The sequence below is a fragment of the Mangrovivirga halotolerans genome, from assembly GCF_026241165.1.
Lineage (GTDB): Bacteria > Bacteroidota > Bacteroidia > Cytophagales > Cyclobacteriaceae > Mangrovivirga > Mangrovivirga halotolerans.
Genome location: NZ_JAPFQN010000011.1, coordinates 191,168 through 212,489, shown reverse-complemented (window position 1 = coordinate 212,489; position 21,322 = coordinate 191,168). Strand labels below are relative to the sequence as shown.

16 protein-coding genes and 1 other RNA gene are annotated in these 21,322 nt (G+C 36.8%); 2 read left to right on the top strand and 15 right to left on the bottom strand.

The genetic code is table 11. The features are described from left to right. Positions 1-2: 2 nt before the first annotated feature. The 8 genes from OO013_RS18250 to OO013_RS18215 form a co-directional block, all read right to left on the bottom strand. Positions 3-428, bottom strand: coding sequence for a hypothetical protein (locus tag OO013_RS18250; protein WP_266058431.1), 426 nt, complete (start codon positions 426-428; stop codon positions 3-5). 113 nt (positions 429-541) lie between these two features. Then, a complete protein-coding gene (locus OO013_RS18245; RefSeq protein WP_266058430.1) occupies positions 542-1,126 on the bottom strand; it encodes a hypothetical protein in 585 nt (194 codons plus the stop codon). Positions 1,127-1,284: 158 nt separating this feature from the next. Beyond that, positions 1,285-1,758 carry a hypothetical protein gene (locus tag OO013_RS18240; RefSeq protein ID WP_266058429.1) on the bottom strand — a complete coding sequence of 158 codons (474 nt, stop codon included), beginning with the start codon at positions 1,756-1,758 and terminating at the stop codon, positions 1,285-1,287. A 125-nt stretch (positions 1,759-1,883) separates the two neighbouring features. Continuing rightward, positions 1,884-2,366 (bottom strand): hypothetical protein, encoded by a 483-nt coding sequence (locus OO013_RS18235; protein ID WP_266058428.1) that lies wholly within the window; start codon positions 2,364-2,366, stop codon positions 1,884-1,886. Positions 2,367-3,413: 1,047 nt separating this feature from the next. Continuing rightward, positions 3,414-4,196, bottom strand: a complete 783-nt coding sequence (locus tag OO013_RS18230; protein ID WP_266058427.1) for a hypothetical protein — start codon at positions 4,194-4,196, stop codon at positions 3,414-3,416. Between the two features lie 645 nt (positions 4,197-4,841). Then, positions 4,842-5,612, bottom strand: a complete 771-nt coding sequence (locus OO013_RS18225) for a S1 family peptidase (RefSeq protein ID WP_266058426.1) — start codon at positions 5,610-5,612, stop codon at positions 4,842-4,844. A gap of 667 nt (positions 5,613-6,279) precedes the next feature. Further along, positions 6,280-7,428 carry a site-specific tyrosine recombinase/integron integrase gene (xerA, locus tag OO013_RS18220; RefSeq protein WP_266058425.1) on the bottom strand — a complete coding sequence of 383 codons (1,149 nt, stop codon included), beginning with the start codon at positions 7,426-7,428 and terminating at the stop codon, positions 6,280-6,282. A gap of 290 nt (positions 7,429-7,718) precedes the next feature. Continuing rightward, positions 7,719-8,408: a hypothetical protein gene (locus OO013_RS18215; protein WP_266058424.1), complete on the bottom strand. Its 690-nt coding sequence runs from the start codon at positions 8,406-8,408 to the stop codon at positions 7,719-7,721. Between the two features lie 62 nt (positions 8,409-8,470). On the opposite strand from OO013_RS18215, the gene OO013_RS18210 reads away from it, so the two are divergent. Continuing rightward, on the top strand, positions 8,471-9,463 hold the full coding sequence (locus OO013_RS18210; RefSeq protein WP_266058423.1) for a LuxE/PaaK family acyltransferase: 993 nt from the start codon (positions 8,471-8,473) through the stop codon (positions 9,461-9,463). Positions 9,464-10,211: 748 nt separating this feature from the next. On the opposite strand, the gene OO013_RS18205 is transcribed toward OO013_RS18210, so the two are convergent. The 3 genes from OO013_RS18205 to OO013_RS18195 form a co-directional block, all read right to left on the bottom strand. Beyond that, a complete protein-coding gene (locus OO013_RS18205; protein WP_266058422.1) occupies positions 10,212-11,363 on the bottom strand; it encodes a sigma-54-dependent transcriptional regulator in 1,152 nt (383 codons plus the stop codon). Positions 11,364-11,477: 114 nt separating this feature from the next. After that, positions 11,478-11,871: RNase P RNA component class A (rnpB, locus tag OO013_RS18200), an RNA gene on the bottom strand. A gap of 40 nt (positions 11,872-11,911) precedes the next feature. Beyond that, positions 11,912-12,184 carry a type III secretion system chaperone family protein gene (locus OO013_RS18195; protein WP_266058421.1) on the bottom strand — a complete coding sequence of 91 codons (273 nt, stop codon included), beginning with the start codon at positions 12,182-12,184 and terminating at the stop codon, positions 11,912-11,914. A gap of 439 nt (positions 12,185-12,623) precedes the next feature. On the opposite strand from OO013_RS18195, the gene OO013_RS18190 reads away from it, so the two are divergent. Further along, complete coding sequence (locus OO013_RS18190; protein ID WP_266058420.1) at positions 12,624-13,517, top strand: hypothetical protein; 894 nt, start codon at positions 12,624-12,626, stop codon at positions 13,515-13,517. 19 nt (positions 13,518-13,536) lie between these two features. Here the strand turns inward: OO013_RS18190 and OO013_RS18185 are convergent, their stop codons facing one another. Genes OO013_RS18185 through OO013_RS18170 form a run of 4 tightly spaced genes read right to left on the bottom strand, consistent with a single transcriptional unit; the run spans position 13,537 to position 21,321 of the window. Then, positions 13,537-14,517 carry a Smr/MutS family protein gene (locus OO013_RS18185; protein ID WP_266058419.1) on the bottom strand — a complete coding sequence of 327 codons (981 nt, stop codon included), beginning with the start codon at positions 14,515-14,517 and terminating at the stop codon, positions 13,537-13,539. Positions 14,518-14,521: 4 nt separating this feature from the next. Further along, on the bottom strand, positions 14,522-15,421 hold the full coding sequence (locus OO013_RS18180) for a DUF2279 domain-containing protein (protein ID WP_266058418.1): 900 nt from the start codon (positions 15,419-15,421) through the stop codon (positions 14,522-14,524). 23 nt (positions 15,422-15,444) lie between these two features. Continuing rightward, positions 15,445-16,752: a cryptochrome/photolyase family protein gene (locus OO013_RS18175; protein WP_266058417.1), complete on the bottom strand. Its 1,308-nt coding sequence runs from the start codon at positions 16,750-16,752 to the stop codon at positions 15,445-15,447. Beyond that, a complete protein-coding gene (locus OO013_RS18170) occupies positions 16,753-21,321 on the bottom strand; it encodes a translocation/assembly module TamB domain-containing protein (protein WP_266058416.1) in 4,569 nt (1,522 codons plus the stop codon). Between the last annotated feature and the right edge of the window lies 1 nt (position 21,322).

Sequence of the window (21,322 nt, the reverse complement as noted above, 5' to 3'; positions counted from 1 at the left end):
ATTTATATTTTCTCCACCAAATTGCTGTCCAACATTTGAAGAAGAAAGTCGGATTTATAATTGTCTTTTATTTCTACGGTTATTGGTCTTAGATAATCGAAAATCAAGCTATTAAAATTTTCATCACCTAAGTCGTGGTCGTGAATTTTAATTGTGTCACCAATTTTAAACTCAGGATTATCGTTTTCGTATTCGTCTTGCCACTCTGGAATATCCAATAAGCCAAATTCAACATATTCAAAATCAGGACAATTGTTGTCAGTTTCCGTTAAAGTCTTCTCAATGTTGAAATTTATAGAGATCCAACCAGACCAAGGACAGCAATAAATTCCAATTGAATTGAAATTGCCTTTCTCAGACCGAAACCGCTCAATTGATGTGCTCACAAATTCTTTTATTCCAGCTGTATTATCATTTAGGTCAATCATTTTGTTATTCGGCTGTTGGTTTTAATGAAGCACAACGTCTACACTATGGCGCAGTTTTTATGTCCCCCGTGGCATAAAAATGCGGTTATAGTGAGTGTTGGGAAACGTATTTATTAATTTGTTTGTCTTAATGTAATCTTTATAAATTCAATTTGTTTTGAATTCAATTTCACACTTGATATTCTTTTGGAATCACTTAATTTATCAATCACTAAGTATCCATTTTCTAATTCTATGTTATTGATATCATTAACATTATATTTTTTATTGTCTACTACTAATTCGTTATCAATTAATTTTGCTTTAACTGGAAGAAATGAAATGAAAAATATCATAAAAATAAACAGCATTAAGATATTTAAATATCCTCCATAAAACTGTGTGAGTTGATTCTCTATGAAATTTAACTTAGAAACCATTAGTAGATAAAAACCTATTGAAGGTAGCATTAACAATGAGGATTGCCACGAGATTTTTTTTAATCGAATTGTTATATAATCATCCTTTATATGATCATAAATCCAATTTTTATAGAATAGAAATAATCCTAAGAGTAATAGAATAACCGGGATATAGTTTATCAACTGGAAGGAGATTATCTGATATTTAATTGCTAGATACAATCCGATAATTGAAACTATTAATCCAATGTAGACTAATCCAAAAAATTTAGTTTGATTCATATTGTGATTCCCCATATGTTTCCCAACGTTCAATGTATGAGTTTGTGGCGGATTATCGTGCCGATTTCGCGTCCGCTAGGACAGTGAAATCCAGCGAAAATCCGGCGCTTGAGCTGGCTCTACAGCCAGCCATAACTTATACATACTGTTGGTATTAGTTTTTCTATAATTGTTTATTCTGTTTCGTTCTCCAAAACCCAAGGTAAATAACAGTCAAATTCAATTTGAACAAGTCCACTTTTGTCTTTAAATGGAGTTATTGAATTGTCATACCTAAATCCAATACTGAAATTGTCTGTTATTTTAGTTAGGTCAACGGTGTGCCCACCATCTTTAAGAGGAATTGTACAGTCTTTTCCTTTAAAGTCCCCTTTAAATTGAAACCATCCGTTATAATAGTGAAGCCCATTTTCAAGTCGAGCCAATTCACTAACATCAATTTCCTTCTTATAATCAATTCCTAATTCTTCGAATAACTTTTTAATTTCATCTGGGTAAACTGATTCTCGTTGTATAATGAAATTTTTACAATAGTCGCATCCACAACTCTCAGCTCCTGAATTCTCAAATTCCTTATAAGTATGTTCAGTTATCTTTTTGTCCGAATAGAGTTCCCATTCTCGATATTTCACTTGGGTTTCGTTCATTTTAAATTAATACCAACGTCAAGGCTATGTGTCCGCCGAAACCTACGGCTGCTTAAAAAACGCATAGCTGATACCCAAAGATAATAGCCCCAACTGAAAAACAAAACGGTGGGCCATAGCTCCTGTTAGCTGTAGTATACCTTATTCCAAATTCTAATTGTCCAATATCCTAATGCAAATATCCCTAAAGTAATTATAGATAAAATAACCCAAAGATATTTTATCTTTTGTTTTGCTCCCTTAACAAATACTTCATTATAAAAATGTTCTTCTTTAGCATATTCTGAAAATTGGTCAACTAATTGTTGTTGCCCTTGAATCGTAAAATATAAAAATATCAAAATCCATATAAGCCCAACTAGTAGTCCAATGTTTGTCCATTTATTCTTTAACTTTTTCCAAATTCCTCTTAAAAGGAAAACGAGAAAAATTAAAGGTCCAATAATTAAAAAAGTAATGGAGTTTTGATCCAATACAATGTAGGTATCATGCATTTGAAGATCAACTGGTGAATTTTCTGTAGAAATTAAATAGATAGATATTGCTATAATTATTAATCCAATAAATAATATAAAGTCTGTTTTATAAGGTTTGATTGAATTTGTCATCATATTACAGCTAACGTGTCTGGCTATGCCCCGCCGCCACACGGCAGACTTCAAAAAGTGCATAGCTGATTCTCAAAGATAAGTTTTTTCATAGAAAAAAGAAGCGGTGGGATATAGGTTGTGTTAGCTCTCGTATCTCCATCAGGTAGGTCCTGCAAATCATTTCCGGGTCAAAGGCTTGTTTCAACTAGCAGAAAATACCTTGGGGTAATCCTTAATTATTCCTTAAACAGGCCTACCGGATGACAAAGTTTAGTGCTAATTCATCGGTTTCGTGATAAAACCAGACTTAATCTTTAGCAGTCGAAAAAAAAGTATTTAAAAATTGATCGATTGAACAAAATTCTTTCATCAAACAGAGCTGATCGAAAGAGAACTTCATTCCCAGTCAATCGCATAAATGATTATAAAGAAAAAGCTGATTGATTTGATGATTCAAAAAAAGCCGGATGAGCACTAAACGCTATGAGAGCTAACGTGTCTGGCTATGCCCCGCCGCCACACGGCAGACTTCAAAAAGTGCATAGCTGATTCTCAAAGATAAGTTTTTTCATAGAAAAAAGAAGCGGTGGGATATAGGTTGTGTTAGCTCTCGTATCTCCATCAGGTAGGTCCTGCAAATCATTTCCGGGTCAAAGGCTTGTTTCAACTAGCAGAAAATACCTTGGGGTAATCCTTAATTATTCCTTAAACAGGCCTACCGGATGACAAAGTTTAGTGCTAATTCATCGGTTTCGTGATAAAACCAGACTTAATCTTTAGCAGTCGAAAAAAAAGTATTTAAAAATTGATCGATTGAACAAAATTCTTTCATCAAACAGAGCTGATCGAAAGAGAACTTCATTCCCAGTCAATCGCATAAATGATTATAAAGAAAAAGCTGATTGATTTGATGATTCAAAAAAAGCCGGATGAGCACTAAACGCTATGAGAGCTAACGTCAAGGCTATGTGTCCGCCGAAACCAACGGCTACTTAAAAAACGTATAGCTGACACCCAAAGATAATAGCCCCAACTGAAAAACAAAACGGTGGACCATAGGCATTGTTATCGGCTTTTTTCTTTCAATAGTTTTTTAAATTTTTTGCGATTAACGAATCCTACTTTGAAAGTCAGTTGTTGTAAAATTCTGTCCTCAAAATCTTCAATTGTTGGATTCAAAGTATTCTTATTAATAATTATATCCGATGGTAAAAATTGGCTTACTAGTGCAGATAAATTGGGGTCATAATTTTTATAAGTGGTACCTGATAACCAAGGAATTAAAAAAGATTCTTGACCGGTTGAATGAATAATTAATGTATCAGTATCATTTTCAAAGGCTACAGTAACAGATGAATATCCTGAAGTATTGGATTGAAGTATATGACGGTATGCCATAATCCGAAATTTTTCAAAATCATTCAAAATATATTTACCATATTCTTTTTCAAGCTTGTCCAATTTTGTGTTATTAGCTAGCCATTTCTCAATTATTCGGTCTTTATTTTTTAAATACCAAGTGCTGTCAATTTGATAGAATTCAAGTAAATCACTTAATCCTTTTGGTTGGTTCAAAACTTCAATAAAATCATCAATTTTTTCAGAGTTTATTTGTCCTATTATTTTTTTATTTTCATTGTTTTGTATTTGATCAAAATTTGGGATGAAGTTTTTATAAAAATCAGCTAAAGTATCAGGTGATTTATATTCGTTATACAGAATTAGCTGTGGTAAACTATCATGCAAGTTTATTTTATATACTCTGCCAAAAATTATATTGTAATTACTGTTGAATTCGTCTACAATTACAAGCCTATCAAATTCAGATTTATCAACTAATTGACCCATTACTGAAAATGAGCTAATAAAAAGTAAGAGTATAATTAAAGTTCGCATAATTGCCGATAACGTGTCTGGCTATGCCCCGCCGCCACACGGCAGACTTCAAAAAGTGTATAGCTGATTCTCAAAGATAAGTTTTTTCATAGAAAAAAGAAGCGGTGGGATATAGGTTGTGTTAGCTCTCGTATCTTCATCAGGTAGGTCCTGCAAATCATTTCCGGGTCAAAGGCTTGTTTCAACTAGCAGAAAATACCTTGCGGTAATCCTTAATTATTCCTTAAACAGGCCTACCGGATGACAAAGTTTATTGCTAATTCATCAATTTCGTGATAAAACCAGGCTTAATCTTTAGCAGTCGAAAAAAAAGGTATTCAAAAATTGATCGATTGAACAAAATTCTTTCATCAAACAGAGCTGATCGAAAGAGAACTACATCCCCAGTCAATCGCATAAATGATCATAAAGAAAAAGCTGATCGATTCGATGATTCAAAAAAGGCCGGATAAGCACTAAACGCTATGAGAGCTAACGTCAAGGCTATGTGTCCGCCGAAACCTACGGCTGATTAAAAAACACATAGCTGATACTCAAAGATAATAGCCCCAATTGAAAAACAAAACGGTGGCATATAGGTACTGTTGGTAGCAGTACTTAATTATTTTCTATTATTTCAATTATAACTCTTGGATACCAAACTACATTTAATCCAAGTGGATCTTTATCAACAATATGCTCGGCAGAATGAACCCCAAGTAAAATATATTTTTGAGTGTGGATTCCATTACCCATATTATCAATTATTAAATTATGCGGTGAATTAATTACTGGACTACCACTGGTCCCCTCATGTAAGTTTGAATCAATTAAAAAATAGGGATCTCCTTCAAAATCAACTTTAAACGAAGATGCAACCATACCTTTTCTGTAGACTGGTAAATTATTTGATTCATCATGAAAACCTAAGGGATAACCAACTATTATCACATTTGAAAATGTTGAAAGAGTATAATTATTTAGGAAATTTTCTTGGCTGAAGAAATTGATAATGGTACTATCAAAGTCTATTGTTTTTTCAATCGTTAGTTTATTTAAAGGAAGTGCGATAACATCAATTTCTTTTTCATTATAATCTTTATGCTCAAGCCAATTTGGTTTACTGTCTTCATATAGATTAACTCTAATGTCAATATTCTGCCTGGGATTTTCTTTGTTGGTATGTAGTTTAATTTTTAAATATTTCGGATAAAAGTCCTCATTTTCATCAATTACTACATGTCTATTAGTTATTAAATATTTGATTCCGTTATGCCGAAAAAAAAATCCACTAGCATTTCCTATTGACATGCTATCATTATCAAGTATTTCAATTTTTGTCACAGAGATATTTACACCTGAGATGGGGGATGTTTCTGTATTATTCATAGTTATCTAATTGCAGTTTTCTACACTCTGAATATCGTTTTTATAATTAGCTGATTTTCCTTGAAAAAAGGAGAATTGCTACCAACGTGTGTCTGGCTATGCCCCGCCGCCACAGGGCAGACTTCAAAAAGTGCATAGCTGATTCTCAAAGATAAGTTTTTTCATAGAAAAAAGAAGCGGTGGGATATAGGTTGTGTTAGCTCTCGTATCTTCATCAGGTAGGTCCTGCAAATCATTTCCGGGTCAAAGGCTTGTTTCAACTAGCAGAAAATACCTTGCGGTAATCCTTAATTATTCCTTAAACAGGCCTACCGGATGACAAAGTTTAGTGCTAATTCATCAATTTCGTGATAAAACCAGGCTTAATCTTTAGCAGTCAAAAAAAAGGTATTCAAAAATTGATCGATTGAACAAAATTCTTTCATCAAACAGAGCTGATCGAAAGAGAACTACATCCCCAGTCAATCGCATAAATGATCATAAAGAAAAAGCTGATTGATTTGATGATTCTAAAAAGGCCAGATGAGCACTAAACGCTATGAGAGCTAACGAATGGCTAAGCGCCACTCAGTGGCTCTTATTCCATATATGTATTTGGTGTTTCCTTGCAATATAATGCCTGAATCACTATTTACAAAAATCTGTTTGAACAAGTATGTGGCTGATTTCATATTTCTAAATTATCTAATGGGCTTTTTATTTCATTCATTCCTTTACTTGTTATATGGGTGTATATTTCAGTCGTTTTACTGCTTGAATGGCCCAGTAAATTTTGGATGTATCGTAAATTAGTCCCTCGTTCTAATAAATGCGTGGCAAAACTATGCCTCAACGTATGAAGAGTTGCATCCTTTTTTATCCCGGCGTTCTTTTTAGCCCTGTGAAATACTTTTCTTAAGCTACTCGCAGAATACTTTTCACCACCCTGGCCTTCAAACAACCATCTTTTGGGTTTATATTTTTTATAATATTCTCGTAATAACGCTAAGGTCTTTTCAGATAATAGGGTAGTGCGGTCTTTTTTACCTTTAGCTCCTTTTACATGAATTAACATCCGGTCACCATCAATATCCGAAATCTTCATATCGATCATTTCTCCTACACGTAAGCCTGCACTATAGATCAAGGTTAGCATACACCGGTGCTTCAAATTCATCGGTGTTTTAAGTATACGCACCACTTCCTCTTCACTCAGCACTACTGGTAGTTTTTTCTCCTTCCTGGGCCGGTCTATCCAGTAATACTTCCGGTCTTCTCCCTTTATCTTTTCCAGGTAAAATTTTATAGCGTTTACTGCCTGGTTTTGAGTGCTTTGAGATACCTTTTTGTCGTGGATAAGATGCAAAAGGTATTTTTTTACCTGCTCATCAGTAAAGGTATCCGGATTTCCAATCTGGCAATATGTTAAGAAATCTGAAAAGTAATAGATATAGGTGTCGATTGTGCTCTTACTATATCGAACTGTTTCCAGTTTGTGAATGTATTCCTCCGGTACCGGGATCTTTTGCTCTGTTCGGATAAACGGATTCTTTATCTTCTTCTTTTTTTCGGGCTTCTTATATTTTACCCCAGAGTGTCGAACATCAGGATCATACTTTTTAAGGATATTCGGGTTCACTCCAAGGTTGTATTTACCTAGTACAGCTTTGATCCGACGGTAATTTTCAGCAGTATCTGAAAAATACCAGTATTTATTCCTGATATCCCACTTTCTTCCGGGAATCGAACGCACTGATTCAATGATCTTTACGTGATATTTGAACTCACAGACCAGCCGATTTTCATTATTTACTTTTTTCAGCAGAATCCTTATCATAATTCATTGGTTTTTCTGCTGGTAATATCAGGAAAATTAAAAATACAGTTGTAAGATTAAACGTTTATATCCGTTTATTAAACGTATAATCTTACGACTAATTAAAGAAGGGTATGACACGATGGGGTTTTGTGTTTAAAATATTATTTGGTTGGTGTGATAGTTAGTTAAGGAAGGAAATATTCTACCAGTTAAGTTTGGGCCTAAAAAAAAAGCCTACATCAAACGATGAGGCTTTCTATTTATCTTATGTTTCCCTATATATAAGGAAAATTTAATTGCATGATTTTCTACTGTCCGTCGTTTTCATCCGGAACTTCTGTTACTGTAATTTGTTGAAAGGTAAATTCAGGAGTTTCAATAATATTGCTCTCGTGTAATTGCCTATCGACAATCTGAGCCTGAACCTTAACAGTATCATTTCTAAATACTGAAAAAATAGCGGCAGAATACATATTGTATCTCAACTCTCCTTTTAAAGCTTTGTCATTTTCATCCAGATTGAGAATAGGAAATCTACCATCATATGTATCTGCACATAAAAATGGATCGGTAGTTCTTAAGTCGTATTCTTCCCAGACCCCGTTTCTTTTCACAAAGAAATCAATATAAATATTGTTGTGATATTTATTTCTGTTAACCAGGAAAGTGTCAACTTCATTGCCCTCTGGTACAATTTCGTAATCTACACAGTTAAAGTCAGGGTCTCCGGGTCTGTCACCATACATTACTGGTTCTCCATTTTCAAATACCAGATCATAAGGTTGATACGGTACACCTACATCTACCGGACTAAGTCCAAGGTCACCGTCACCATCTTCAAAATTCAGCACAAGAGACAGATTTTTGGTAAAGCCGGTATCGTAATAAGTTATATTATTATAACTAATAGTCGGTTGTGGAGATAATGATGGCGGCCCGTCACAAAATGCCGCTGTACAGAGAATAAAAATTATTGCTAAAAACGCATTATATTTCATGTGTGCTCGTCTATCTTTAAACTAAAGATATGTAAATATTTACAATATTAAAACGAACATTAATGTCAGATAGTTTAAAGAAGGAGATCTTAAATTTATCGACTGATAATAAAAAGGGTTTTAATGAACTCTCTCTTCGTGTATTCAGGCATCAGGCAACTCATAATGAGGTTTATAATCAATATCTCAACTATCTTTCGATTGACTCTTCCAATATTAATGACCTGCTTGATATCCCTTTTTTACCGATAGATTTTTTCAAAAAACATCGAATTTCATCTACTGACAGTTCACCAGAGGAGATATTCACCAGTAGTGGAACCACCGGAACTAATGCTTCAAAACATGAACTTTACTACCGGGAATGGTATGAAAAGATTACTGTAAAACTGTGGAATGAAAAATATTTCCCTTTATCTGAGTGTGTTATATTGGCACTTTTGCCCGGATACCTCGAAAGAAAAGGATCTTCATTGATCTATATGGTCGACTATTTCATTAAACAGTCTGAAGATGATCGAAGTGGTTTTTTTCTGTATGACCATGGAAAACTATTCGATCTGCTTAATCAGCTTAAAGATGAAGGGAAAAAGGTTGTGTTATTTGGAGTGACTTTCGGGTTGTTGGATTTTGCCGAGAATTTTCAACTCAATTTTCCTGATTTGATAATTATGGAAACCGGAGGAATGAAGGGCAGGAGGAAAGAAATGACGCGTTCTGAGGTTCATCAAATTATCAAGGAAGCTTTTGGAGTAAAGTCGGTTCACTCAGAATACGGCATGACTGAATTGTTATCACAGGCATATTCTTCCGGAAAAGGTATTTTTACACCATCATCAACTCTTGATATCCTGGTAAGGGATACCAATGATCCGTTTTCATGGGTGGGAGAGGGAAATACCGGTGGTGTTAATGTAATAGACCTGGCAAATGTTGATACCTGCTCATTCATTGAGACCCAGGATCTTGGACGTAAATTTCCGGATGGAAAATTTGAGATTCTTGGCAGGTTTGATAACAGCGATATCCGGGGATGCAATTTGATGGTGTTGTAGCGATATTATTACAGTCCTGGCTCGTGTCCCCACGAAGCAGTTGTGAAAAATTGCGTCAGCAATTCTCTTTGCGACCTTGCGGTGTGTTTTTTTATTATCGAGTCAAGTTTACCTATAACCAACAACCTAATCTCTAATATCCAATCACTTTCTACATTTCATTGGGGCAAAAAAAAGCACCAGCGAGATGCTGGCGCCAGTGGCTTTTATAATATTTGAATCATTGACTTTTAAACAATCATCAATAAAATGCGGCTGTTCGATATGTTCTGCAGGGCATGCCGAACTAGTGATGAAGCGGATTTTAAATCCGGATTGCTGTCACTCTGTTTGTGTCCTCACGAACCGGATCTAAGATCCTGATTTACCAAGCTTCCAGATGCGCTGGCGCTAACATCTGGATTAGCATAACTGGAATATAGTTTTCTTTTGACTCCTCTATTAAATGTGAAGGTATATCTACCTCTTCATTTTTGTCTTGACACAAAAACGAAGCAAAAAAGTCAAGACAATATCAACCTCCTTACACACAATCCTTCCCGCCCTCGAGATATTGTCGCTCCTACCGCTCCCTTCTATGAAACATCTTAAATAAATGTGACCAATGTAATGCTGTTGAATCTCGTGTTCCGCCAAAATTGTGTCAGCAATTTTCTTTGCGGACTTGGCGTCTTTGCGGTGTATTTTTTATGCGAGTCAAGTGTACTAATAACTTAATCACTAATCTCTGATAACTAAATTACCCACCTCAACAATATTTCTTCACATCATCAGCAGTGATCGTTTTGCCCGACATGATCACCAGGCGTTCAACCACGTTTCGCAATTCCCGGATATTACCGGTCCAGTCGTTCTTTTTTAGTTCTTCGATAGCACCATCTTCAATTTCCTTTTTGGCAGTGCCATATTCACCGGCCAGGTCGTTAAGGAATTTATCCACGAGTAAAGGAATATCATCCTTTCGATCATTAAGTGCAGGTACTTTTATGATTATCACGCTCAACCTGTGATAGAGGTCTTCCCTGAAGTTTCCTTCTTCAATCTCCTTTTTCAGGTCTTTATTAGTTGCCGCCAGTACACGAACATTTACCTTGATATCTTTGTCGCCACCAACACGAGAAATCTTGCTTTCCTGTAAAGCCCTCAAAACTTTTGCCTGGGCGGAAAGTGACATGTCTCCGATCTCATCGAGAAATAAAGTTCCTCCATCGGCAAGTTCGAATTTCCCTTTTCGTTGCTTTACCGCAGAGGTGAACGCTCCTTTCTCATGACCAAAAAGTTCACTTTCGATCAGTTCAGCAGGGATTGCAGCGCAGTTTACTTCGATCATCGGGCCTTTGCTTCGTTCACTCTTTTCGTGCAACCAGCGGGCTACAAGTTCCTTACCCGATCCATTCGGTCCGGTAATCAATACCCTGGCATCCGTTGGAGCTACCTTTTCGATCGTTTCCTTAATTTCTTCCATTGGTTCGGAGGTACCGATCATATCATATTTCTTGGCTATTTTTTTCTTCAGAGTCTTGGTTTCAGTAACCAGGTTTGATTTATCCAGCGCATTGCGGATACTTACCAGCATCCTGTTTAAGTCTGGTGGCTTTGAAATGAAATCAAAGGCTCCCTTTTTAGTAGCATCTACAGCCGTTTCGATGGTGCCATGTGCGGAGATCATGATGAATTGTGTGTCTTTACCAAGTTCAAGAGCTTTGGTAAGAACCTCCATTCCATCCATTTTAGGCATTTTAATATCACAGAGAACGATGTCGTAGTCGTTCTTTTCGATTTTTTCCAGACCTGCCTTACCATCAGGGGCATCATCGACATCGTATTTTTCATAGGATAATATATCTTTCAGAGTATCTCTGATTCCTGGTTCGTCATCAATTATCAGAATTTTAGCCATTAGATTTCTTGTTGGTTAAAAAAATAAAATTAAAGAACTGCAAAAGGAATGCCAGACAAAAAGAAGAAAAAAATAAATAAAGATGGAGGAGAGTAAAAAGAAACAAAAAAATAAAACAAAGGCAGAACGATAAGCCGGGTTCTGTACTCCGTAAAGAGTGCTTATCATTTATCTGGGCCTGATGTCACCATCAGGCTCGATCGACCTACCCATTCCGGTATCCCGAAGGATGTAAGCGGGCCGCTTTATCCGGAACCTATTTGGTCTTTCAACCCGTAAGGTTTACCTCGCATCCCGATTCACACCGGGACCGGTGAGCTCTTACCTCACCTTTTCACCCTTACCAATGACGAAACCGAAGTTTGCCATGGCGGTATATTTTCTGTGGCACTGGCTGTTACTAACAAGCAAAAGCTTGTCAGCACCTTCCTGTTAGGAAGTACGGTGCCCTGTGTTGCCCGGACTTTCCTCACAAAACTAAGTTTTGAGCGATAAGCTGTACTGCCTTTGTTTTATTTATTACGTAAAATTATGCCATATAGTCTAATTTAGTGTACGTCCAGCCCTGTTAATTTCATTTCGTACTCATCTGCCAGCTCGGCAACTTCAATGATCATTTCTTTTAGGAGATCATCAGTAATGTTATCGAGAAATGTGGCAGCTTCCACTTTGATAAAGTTTTCGCTTAAGACAAACTTGGCGTGGCAGAACCTGGCGTTTTCTACTAAAAGATGCTTCAGGTCAATGGCAGGAGTGTATTCACATACTTTGGAAGTGAATTCAACACCAGTTTTACCATATTTTTCATTCATGCGCATCATCCCTAAGACGGTCTGATAACGTGATTCATCAACCGGTACAATGATGACCGATTTGTTTTTGTCGTACTCGGAAAATTGGCCCCCGATCTCGGAGGCGAATTTTTCCATGAATTCCAGAAAATTCATAATTTCGGCTATGGTTAGTTATAAAAAAGAATATAAGGAATTTTTATGGTTATAAGAATATTTGATTGAATAATTTAATCATTTGGTGCTATGCCAAAATTGTATTCTGGCTGAAGCATTTATCAATATTGCTAAGTATTCAAAAGTAAGCTTTATTACAAAAAGACGATGATTTAATATTAGCGACATAACTTTTATTTAGTTAGTAGAGTTAACATTCGATTTCTTAACAATTTTTAATTACAGAAGCGATTCGTAATTAAGAATAATAAGCTAGTTTCGCTTCCTGAAATCAACTAAAATAAAGTGGCTAATGAAATTATTTAACCTGGCATTATTATGCAGTATTATTATTTTTATTTCTTGTAAAAGTAAAGAAACCCCTCAATTGACAAACGATCAGTTTATCGATTATATGCCTTCAAAACCCGATGATATGACAGAAGAGAAATATCGGGATTACATGATTAAATTAAAATCTACCTATGAGGATATAAAATCAGACGATTCGACCTTTACTTATGTAGATCATTTTAATTTATTTGGAATTTATATGGAGATGAATGTTAATGATGATTCAGTGATTTATCATAATAACAAGGCTTTTGAATTAGATCCATATAATTTTGCTTCAATATTTACTTTGATGTACTCTGAATATAAAGGTTCGATAACTAATTACTATAATCAAAAGGGGTATGATTCATTAAAGTCTGTTTGCGATAGCATAATTGCCAATTATAAGGCAGAAAAGATGGATATTGAAAAGTATGCCATGCAAAACGGCTTTGATTATGAGTTATTGTTGCTATTAAATGAGATTAAAATTAGTGACCAGGCACACCGATCTGGGGAAGAAATGGATTTTGAAAAGCAAAATATGATTGATTATGATAATCAGTTGTTAATTGATTCATTGTATCAGGAATATGGTACTTATATAGGTAAATCTATGGTAGGTGAGGAATTTGGCGGTGTAATGTGGGCGGTTATTCAACATGCTTATCTGGAATATCATGAGAAATACTTACCAGTTGTTCACACGGCTGTTCTTAACAGGGAATTAAGTGAAGGCCGTCTTCATTTACTTGTTGACAGAACTTTCAAAAAAAAGTATGGATATCAGATTTTCGGATCTCAAGGAACGGTAACTCTGGCTCCTGACTCGATTCGACAAAGGGTAATTAACAAATATCAGGTCAACTGATATTTGTTAATTTTTCTAATTACTTAAACACTACCTTCGTGGCGCCATATCCACCCCACTTATCGCGTTGGGTATCTTTAAAGTATTTTATGTCGTCCATGCCACTCAGGTACTTATGGATCTTATTTTTTAAAACTCCATTACCAACCCCATGGATAAAGGTGATCTCATCCATGTTTGAACTCAATGCCTGGTCGAAGTTCTTAAGGAAAGTGTCAAATTGTAATTCGAGCATGTCATTGTTTGACATGTTCTCATAATCCTTAGTCAACTCCTCGATATGCAGGTCCACAGAGGCAGCAGGTCTTTTTCCTGATGGTCGTTCTTGCTGCTCGCTGGCTTTAGATGAAGACTCCATCAAAGTGTCTTTCAACTGGTTCACATCGATTTTTGTTCCCTGATCATCGAGCCTGAAGGTATATGCGTCTGCATCGAGCAATGGTGTTTTTCTTTTGCTTTTAAAAAACTTCGAAGCCTTGAATTTTACCTGACGACTCATGGGTACCGGTGTAGGTTCAAACGACCTAGAATGATACATTATATCAGTACGGTAAACCGGCCAGTTATCAAACTCATTTGAATTGAGATTGAATAATTTATGGTGTTCTTTTGGAAGGACCCTGCCGGCAATTACTCCCTTAGAATTGTCTCCTGATACTTCTGAAAAAGAAAATAAGATCATAAATCCGGTCAGGTTGACCAAATGAAGCGACATCTGCTGGTCGTTGATTGGCTTAAAGGCCAGGTATATACCGTCGGGCCATCCTTCGAGTTTAGCAGGAGCAGCTTTTATTTTTTCTGCCTCTTTTTCGTGCTGTGGTTTATCTTCTTTTTTAAAGTATGTCGTTTCTTCTCTGCTTATAAAGACCAGTTCTGATCGTAAAACGGGAATTTCAAACCCATCTTCGATCTCAACCATCACCGTTTTGTTATCAACTATCGAGGTTACAACCCCGCTTTCTGTCCCTCTCAAGAACCTTACTTTATCTCCGATGTTCATATTTTTAAAAATATATTGGATGAAAAATCACTTTTCCCCGGGTGTTGATCTCCAGTGCCGGGGTCGGCAAATGTATATAATTAACTAATTTAAGTACGAATTTTAGCCATTTCTTGTTTGTTCTAATGGCTGAAAGATCAATATCCGGCGCAAGGTAGAATTGTCTGTACGGATCGAATCCCGATTCGATATTCATATTATCACGGGCATAGATCATATCCTCAGCTCCGTAACCAATACCGATATTAATATATGATAACCATCCTGGGATATCACCAAAGTTATCTGTCTGGATGCTCAACCAATAGGTTTGTCCGTTATAATCTTTTAATATTTGCTCGTGGAGGCCATTGCCCAATACTTCAGGACGTAATTCAGCATATCCTGAGGTTGAAAAACTGAATTTTGGCCTTACCCATTGTTCCTCCCAGCTTTTGTCAGATTGCAAAACAAACAGGCCGGTACCGACAAGATTTGCCAGAAGATCTGTTGCACTGGCACCATAATCGGGAGAGTAGCCATCGAAAATTTCTATTGACGCCATAGCCACTGTGGCTGCTGCTGCACCATAGATCACTGATTTCTTATTTTCCAGTCCTGCATTTCGCAGTCCGTCGACCATTAACTCTGTGATGAAAAAGCTACCGGCTACATGACCGACTTTATCCATTTGCTTCCATTCTTGTGAATCGTCAAACCACCTGAAAGAAACTTTTTCGTCATTTTTATACCAGGTAGTACCCAGGTAAGTCATGGTTGCTGCATAGGTGCCTGCTGATATCAGGGCAAATCTTGTTACCCTGTTTTTTGAAGTGTCTGTTTCGGTATCACTATATTGTGAAAATCCCCTCAAAGGACTCAGGATGATCAGAGAGGTCAGAAGTATTCTTACCAAAGCATTCATCTGGTAAACTTAATACTTCCTTTTTACTTCACAGCTTCTTCATAGGTTTTAATTGCCCGTTCTCTTGCGGATTTGTGTTCGACGATGGGAGAGGGATAGTTCCCGTTTTTAATTTCAGGGACCCATTTATTGACATATTTCAAGTCCGGATCGAATTTTTTTAGTTGTGAGGTAGGATTGAAAATCCTGAAATAGGGTTGTGCATCAGTGCCTGTTCCTGCGGCCCATTGCCATCCGCCATTATTACTAGATAGTTCGTAATCCAGTAATTTTTTGGCAAAATAAGCTTCACCCCATCGCCAGTCAATCAAAAGGTGCTTACACAAAAAGCTGGCAACGACCATTCTTACCCTGTTGTGCATATACCCTGTTTTATTTAATTGCCTCATTCCGGCATCAACCAATGGATAACCAGTCTTTCCTTCACACCATTTTTTGAATTTTTCTTCGTCATTCTGCCATCTTACGGCATCATATTTAGGTTTGAAATTGTTATTGACAACCTTCGGGTTGAAAAACAAGATCATCATATAAAATTCTCTCCAGATCAGTTCGTTGAGAAATGTTTTATTTAGTTCAGCAGCTTTTTTTGCCAGTTTTCTAATACTGATGGTCCCGAAACGCAGATGGACACCCAATCTGGAAGTACCATGTTCCAATGCCGGAATATCTCTGGTTTCATCATAGGTTTCTATGACCGATTCATTTATGTTATCAGAGGGGATATCAATTTCAGTCCTTGTAAACCCCATGTCTGAAAGCTGATGAGGTTTTCGGACTTTCGTTTCGTATAAATTTGAAAGACTATTTTCACTCCAGTAATGTGGAATGTCTTCTTTTTCCCATTTATCAAGCCAGGTTCTGCTGTAGGGAGTAAAAACTTTATAGTAAGAATCGGTTTTAGTCAGTATATCATATTTTTCAAAAATGACCTGATCTTTAAAGGTGTGAAAATCAATATCTTCCTTCTTTAAAAGTTTTTCTATTTTATTATCCCTTTCTTTTGCATACGGCTCGTAATCTCTGTTGGTATATACTGCCTCAATGTGGTATTCATTTAAAAGTTCTTTAAACGCTTTTTCGGGGGTGGTATAAAAAGTCAGAAGTCCACTATTATGCTTTTCGAATTGCTCGTGGAGCTCATTGATCTTATCAGAGAGAAAGGTTACCCTGGCATCATCTTTATCTTCCAGGTCATCGAGGATATCCCGGTCAAATATAAAAACGGGCAATACTTTCCTGTCAGATTTAAGGGCTTCATAAAAGCCATGATTGTCATCAGTGCGAAGGTCTCTTCTAAACCAAAAGATATTTATTTTTTCTGTAGGCATTTATTCCGGGTCATTTTCTTCCCTCAAAACAGCTTCACCTGGAGAAATGTTTTCTTCATCATCTTCATCGGAATTCTTTTCTTCTTTTTTCTTCTTTTTATCTCTTCCGAGAAGCTCGTTAATGTTGTCGAAATTTTCGGTGTAAAGTAAGCTGAGGCCTGCATTTACGTCCGAACCGGTAAGTGAATAAATATTATTGTAGTCAGTTTTGTTATACATTTTAACTTTTAGCTTACCATCCTGAGTAAGTACATATTCGATAGTCCAGTCACCGATCAGTTCGTTTACAGGCTGGTTGCTGTTATCTAATCCGGGGCTATTGGCATTGTTATTAAACGTTCCGTCTCTTGTAATTGTCAGACGGCCATCAAGCATACTGTAGGATAAACGTACTCTAAAAGTTTCAAATTGCTGGAAGTCCAGGTTTACATCCAGGTTATCGTCTACCTGGCTCAGCCAGTAACTGATCTGGTTGGATAGTAACTCACCCATACTGTTTCCGGCAAAAGTATTTTCCACTGTAAATGTATTCCTGGGTGTCAGTCCACCAAGAACAAGCAAACTGAAAACTTGTTGATTCAGGTATTGTTCGTTGTTCTGGACATCCCGGTGAAAGGCCTGAACTTCCGCAAGCATCTGGCGAGGATAGTCACCGATCTCAATATCAAAATCTACTGCCGGAGAAAGAAGCGGGCCGTCAATATCCATTAATACATTTACAGGATATTTTCTTGCAACGTCGGTATTAGTAGTTGTTACCTGGTCATCCTGAGGGATATTTAATATAGGTCTTAAAGACGCAAGGTTGCTATAAGCAGCCCGGATGTCTAATACTCCCTGGTAAGGATCGCCATACCATGTGATCCGGCTGTCTGGCAGAATAGAGAAGTGTTTGTTGATTACATTATAAAAAACAAAGTTATAATCTCCGCGTTCGATCTGGTAATCACCAAACATATTAAATTCACCCTGGGTATCGATGATCATTTTTATTTTTCCGTTACCATATCCTCGTAAAATATCTCCGGTTTTATCATCGAAAATAATTTCCAGGTAGGCGTCAGGGGTAACATCAAAATTGAAATCAAGGATCAGGCCACTAAGATCGATCTCTTCTTCAATCTCATCCTCTTCACTGGTTTCCTGGCCACTATCTGCATCCTGGATGGTGATGAAATCTGTAGTTGTGGTACTCTCTACCTCATCACTTACCGGAATATGGATATGGGTTCCTTTTTCACTAGTCGCATTTGCCGTGACGTATAAGTTTTCAAACGAACCTAATATTTCCAGGTCTCCTGTTGCAAAAGCCTCTCCGTAAAACAGTTCATTTTGTTTTAAAGTAGTATTAAGCACTTTGAAATTTTCCAGCTCTCCTCTCAGGTCAAGGGTGAAATATTCAAATCCATCATGGAAAATACCACCATTAAGTATTCCGAGTGAATTATTGACATCACGTAACCTCAGGTTTCTGAATCCGATCTGGTTCTCGTCAAAGAAAATGGCTCCACGGAATGTATAGTAGGTATTCATGTAATTCATCCTGATGCCACCATCATCAATAAATCCATTACCGCGGAGGATCGGATAGTCCAGCATACCTGTAATCTTAAAATCACCCCGTGCCGTCCCTTTAATATCAGAAAAAATTCTCTTCAGATAAGGTTCGAAAATAGTAAGGTTGGCATCGTCAAAAGTTGCTACAAGGTCAAGTTGATTCCGATCACTTTTAGGGAAAATATCACCTTTTAAAGAGATAGTTTCAAAGCCCTGCCTGATTACATTAAGATCCAGCGCTATTTTTTGTGATTCTTTATTAAAGTCAGATACGCCTCGTACATTTCCCACAAGGAAATCATCTACTTTTAATGAATCAATAGATAAGTTTCCATCGATCTCCGGGCTTTTTAAAAGGTTGCTCAAAGTGATGTCACTATTGAGCTCTCCATAATATTTCACCCGCATTAAAGGATTTAAAGTACTAATCTGAAAGTTATTTACATTGAGGTCTAACTCATGAAACGCCGAATCTGAAATGATCCCGTCAAAGCTTATCTGTTCGTTTTCATGGTAAATATCAAAGTTTTTAACCCTGAACACCTTGTCGATCCACGATATTGAGTTCTCTTGATCAATAGACCAGTTTTTATTCAGGATATTAAAATCTGCTTCGGATATCCGGAGTCGTGTGCTGTCTGTCAGGAAATCCAGTTCACCAATTATCGTTGCATCATTGTTTTCATCCTCCTGCTTCGCAAAAAACTCGAGATCAATATGATTCTCACTCCAGATAGCTTCAAAGAAAAGGTCTTCTGTATTGAGAGCTTCCGTAACTTTTTGTTTGGTAGACTGAACTACTGCATAAGCCAGCACATTGGTACTGTCTCTGAATTTTGAGGTAGAAAGATCGACAGAAAGATCTTTGAAAATAAGATTTTTGATCTGAAGTGTATCAGTTTCCAGGTATCCGTTGAGGATAGAAGTCTCTCCGTTTTGAAATGTTCCAACCAGAGAAATAGTATCCTGAATTTGCAGATTTGATTCCACAAGATCCAGAATAGGCATCATATTAAATCCGGTCACAGAAAAATCAATATCATAAGATTCATCCGAACTTGATTCTTTGATCGTTTTAAGTTTCTCTTTCTCGTTACTCAGTATGTATTTGTACTCCTTGAGAAGGATCTGCAGGTCATTCCAGGCCGTAGTCAGGTTGAAATCCCCTTCTGCATCAAAATTCACCAGGTCGGAAGTAAGTAGTATTTTCCTGTTTATACTATCTTTTTTTGAGATCACCGATAATGTATCAACATGCAGGAAGTTGTTTTTATATTCAATGTCAGTATTACTGAATTGAGCATTCCCCCTAAGACTGTCTATGTGAAGTCCGGTAGCATCGATATTAAAATCTCCTGATAGCGAAAGTTTTTCCTTACTAAGATTTAGCTCATGAAAAAAAGCAGTATCAAGAGAGGCAGTAACTTTTATCAGTTCTTTATCTTCGTTTAGATCGATCGTTCCTTCTGTAATAAATTGCAGATTTGGATCATCAATACTCATTTTACCTTCAAAAAGCTCACTGGCCAGTCGGGCATTTGTTACTATATTTTTATAATTATATCCTTTGATCCCCAGGCTTGAAACAGTGGCGTCCAGAATAAAGTCAGCATTTTCAAGTACCAGTCCTGATCCCCGGATTTCTCCTACCAATGAAACTTTCTGGAAATTTTCAGGCTGATTAAAATATTGCCCGATATCAAAATTTCTTAATACAAGATCCCCAGTGTAACGGGCGGCCTTATCGTCTTCATAAAGCTTGAGGTTAATATCTGTTTCGATATATCCAATTTCAGTTTCAAAGATCGCGTTACTTACAAAGTCATTTACGAAACCGATAAACTGACCTTCAATGTAGGTTCGGCCGAGGGGAGTTAAAAGTGTGTCTCGCTGGCCGGGGATTATCCTTTGAAGATCCTCATTGTACATGTTAGCCTCATCAAGGGTCAGGAACATGAAGGTTTCACCGACATTAGGCAGGCCGGCAAATTCCATACTTCCTCTGATTTTGCTTCGCTGGGCATAGTTTATATTTAAATCATAAACAGAAAAATCAGTAATTCCTCCGCTGAAAACACCAGACACTTCGTGCTTGGCATTCTGCCCTTTAAAATATGTTGCAAAAAGACTGAGGTCCCTGGCATCGAGGATTGAGTTATCTATTTTCGCTTCAATGTTTACTGAATCGACGAAATAACTCAGGGCAGCTGGAGAATTATAGGTAAATACCAGGCTGTCTTTAATAGTAGATTCACCAATATCCAGGTTCAGGTCTTTAAACGACATCAGGTTGTCGCAATAAAGAAAATTAGATTGAAGATCTTTGATGTGCAGCCTGTTATAAACAGGATCTCTTGAATTCAGAAAGTCGGAATAAAATGAAACCGAATCATTAAAAACCTCAAAACCTTCCAGGTGTGCATTGATATCACTGATTTTAAAGTGATACAAGTCAAACCGATCATCTGGAAAGCTATCTTTTTCTATATAATTATAGGTAAAGTGACCTTTGTCTATAAAGACATCTGTAAATGTTACCCATGTCCGTCTTTTTGTCTCTGTCTGTTTTCTGGCTAGTTTTTTAAGCGACTGGATAAAGCCTGTAAGATTAAGAGTGTCTTCACCCGGATGCTTAATCATGTGGACAGTCGGACGGTCAAGGGCTACCTTGTTAAGGTGTACTCTTCCATTTTTAGTAATTCCGGTGATATTAAAATTAACAATCAGGCGGTTAATATCTGCCATCAGACTATCATTCCGGTCGTAAACCTGGATTCCGTTGAGGCTTATTTCATCATACCAAAGTACACCGACTTTATCAAAATTAATTCGGTATCCTGTTTCTGCTTCCAGTTTTGCTTTTAATCTTCCTGTAATCTCACTCTGCACAAAAGGCATCTGAATAAGCGCTGTAAGCATTAAAAATAAGATGATCAGCCCAAGAATTACTCTCACGAGTAATTTGAGTACCTTATTTTTAATAACTTGCGATAATTTTGTTTGCTTATTCAAA

What these genes read in the sequence shown, in the direction of transcription:
- OO013_RS18245 (WP_266058430.1), bottom strand. Translation starts at nt 1,126, where the DNA reads ATGGGGAATCACAATATGAATCAAACTAAATTTTTTGGATTAGTCTAC.
- OO013_RS18180 (WP_266058418.1), bottom strand. Translation starts at nt 15,421, where the DNA reads ATGAATGCTTTGGTAAGAATACTTCTGACCTCTCTGATCATCCTGAGT.
- OO013_RS18215 (WP_266058424.1), bottom strand. Translation starts at nt 8,408, where the DNA reads ATGAAATATAATGCGTTTTTAGCAATAATTTTTATTCTCTGTACAGCG.
- OO013_RS18210 (WP_266058423.1), top strand. Translation starts at nt 8,471, where the DNA reads ATGTCAGATAGTTTAAAGAAGGAGATCTTAAATTTATCGACTGATAAT.
- OO013_RS18240 (WP_266058429.1), bottom strand. Translation starts at nt 1,758, where the DNA reads ATGAACGAAACCCAAGTGAAATATCGAGAATGGGAACTCTATTCGGAC.
- OO013_RS18235 (WP_266058428.1), bottom strand. Translation starts at nt 2,366, where the DNA reads ATGACAAATTCAATCAAACCTTATAAAACAGACTTTATATTATTTATT.
- OO013_RS18205 (WP_266058422.1), bottom strand. Translation starts at nt 11,363, where the DNA reads ATGGCTAAAATTCTGATAATTGATGACGAACCAGGAATCAGAGATACT.
- OO013_RS18175 (WP_266058417.1), bottom strand. Translation starts at nt 16,752, where the DNA reads ATGCCTACAGAAAAAATAAATATCTTTTGGTTTAGAAGAGACCTTCGC.
- OO013_RS18195 (WP_266058421.1), bottom strand. Translation starts at nt 12,184, where the DNA reads ATGATGCGCATGAATGAAAAATATGGTAAAACTGGTGTTGAATTCACT.
- OO013_RS18230 (WP_266058427.1), bottom strand. Translation starts at nt 4,196, where the DNA reads ATGGGTCAATTAGTTGATAAATCTGAATTTGATAGGCTTGTAATTGTA.
- OO013_RS18250 (WP_266058431.1), bottom strand. Translation starts at nt 428, where the DNA reads ATGATTGACCTAAATGATAATACAGCTGGAATAAAAGAATTTGTGAGC.
- OO013_RS18185 (WP_266058419.1), bottom strand. Translation starts at nt 14,517, where the DNA reads ATGAACATCGGAGATAAAGTAAGGTTCTTGAGAGGGACAGAAAGCGGG.
- OO013_RS18225 (WP_266058426.1), bottom strand. Translation starts at nt 5,612, where the DNA reads ATGAATAATACAGAAACATCCCCCATCTCAGGTGTAAATATCTCTGTG.
- OO013_RS18190 (WP_266058420.1), top strand. Translation starts at nt 12,624, where the DNA reads ATGAAATTATTTAACCTGGCATTATTATGCAGTATTATTATTTTTATT.
- xerA (WP_266058425.1), bottom strand. Translation starts at nt 7,428, where the DNA reads ATGATAAGGATTCTGCTGAAAAAAGTAAATAATGAAAATCGGCTGGTC.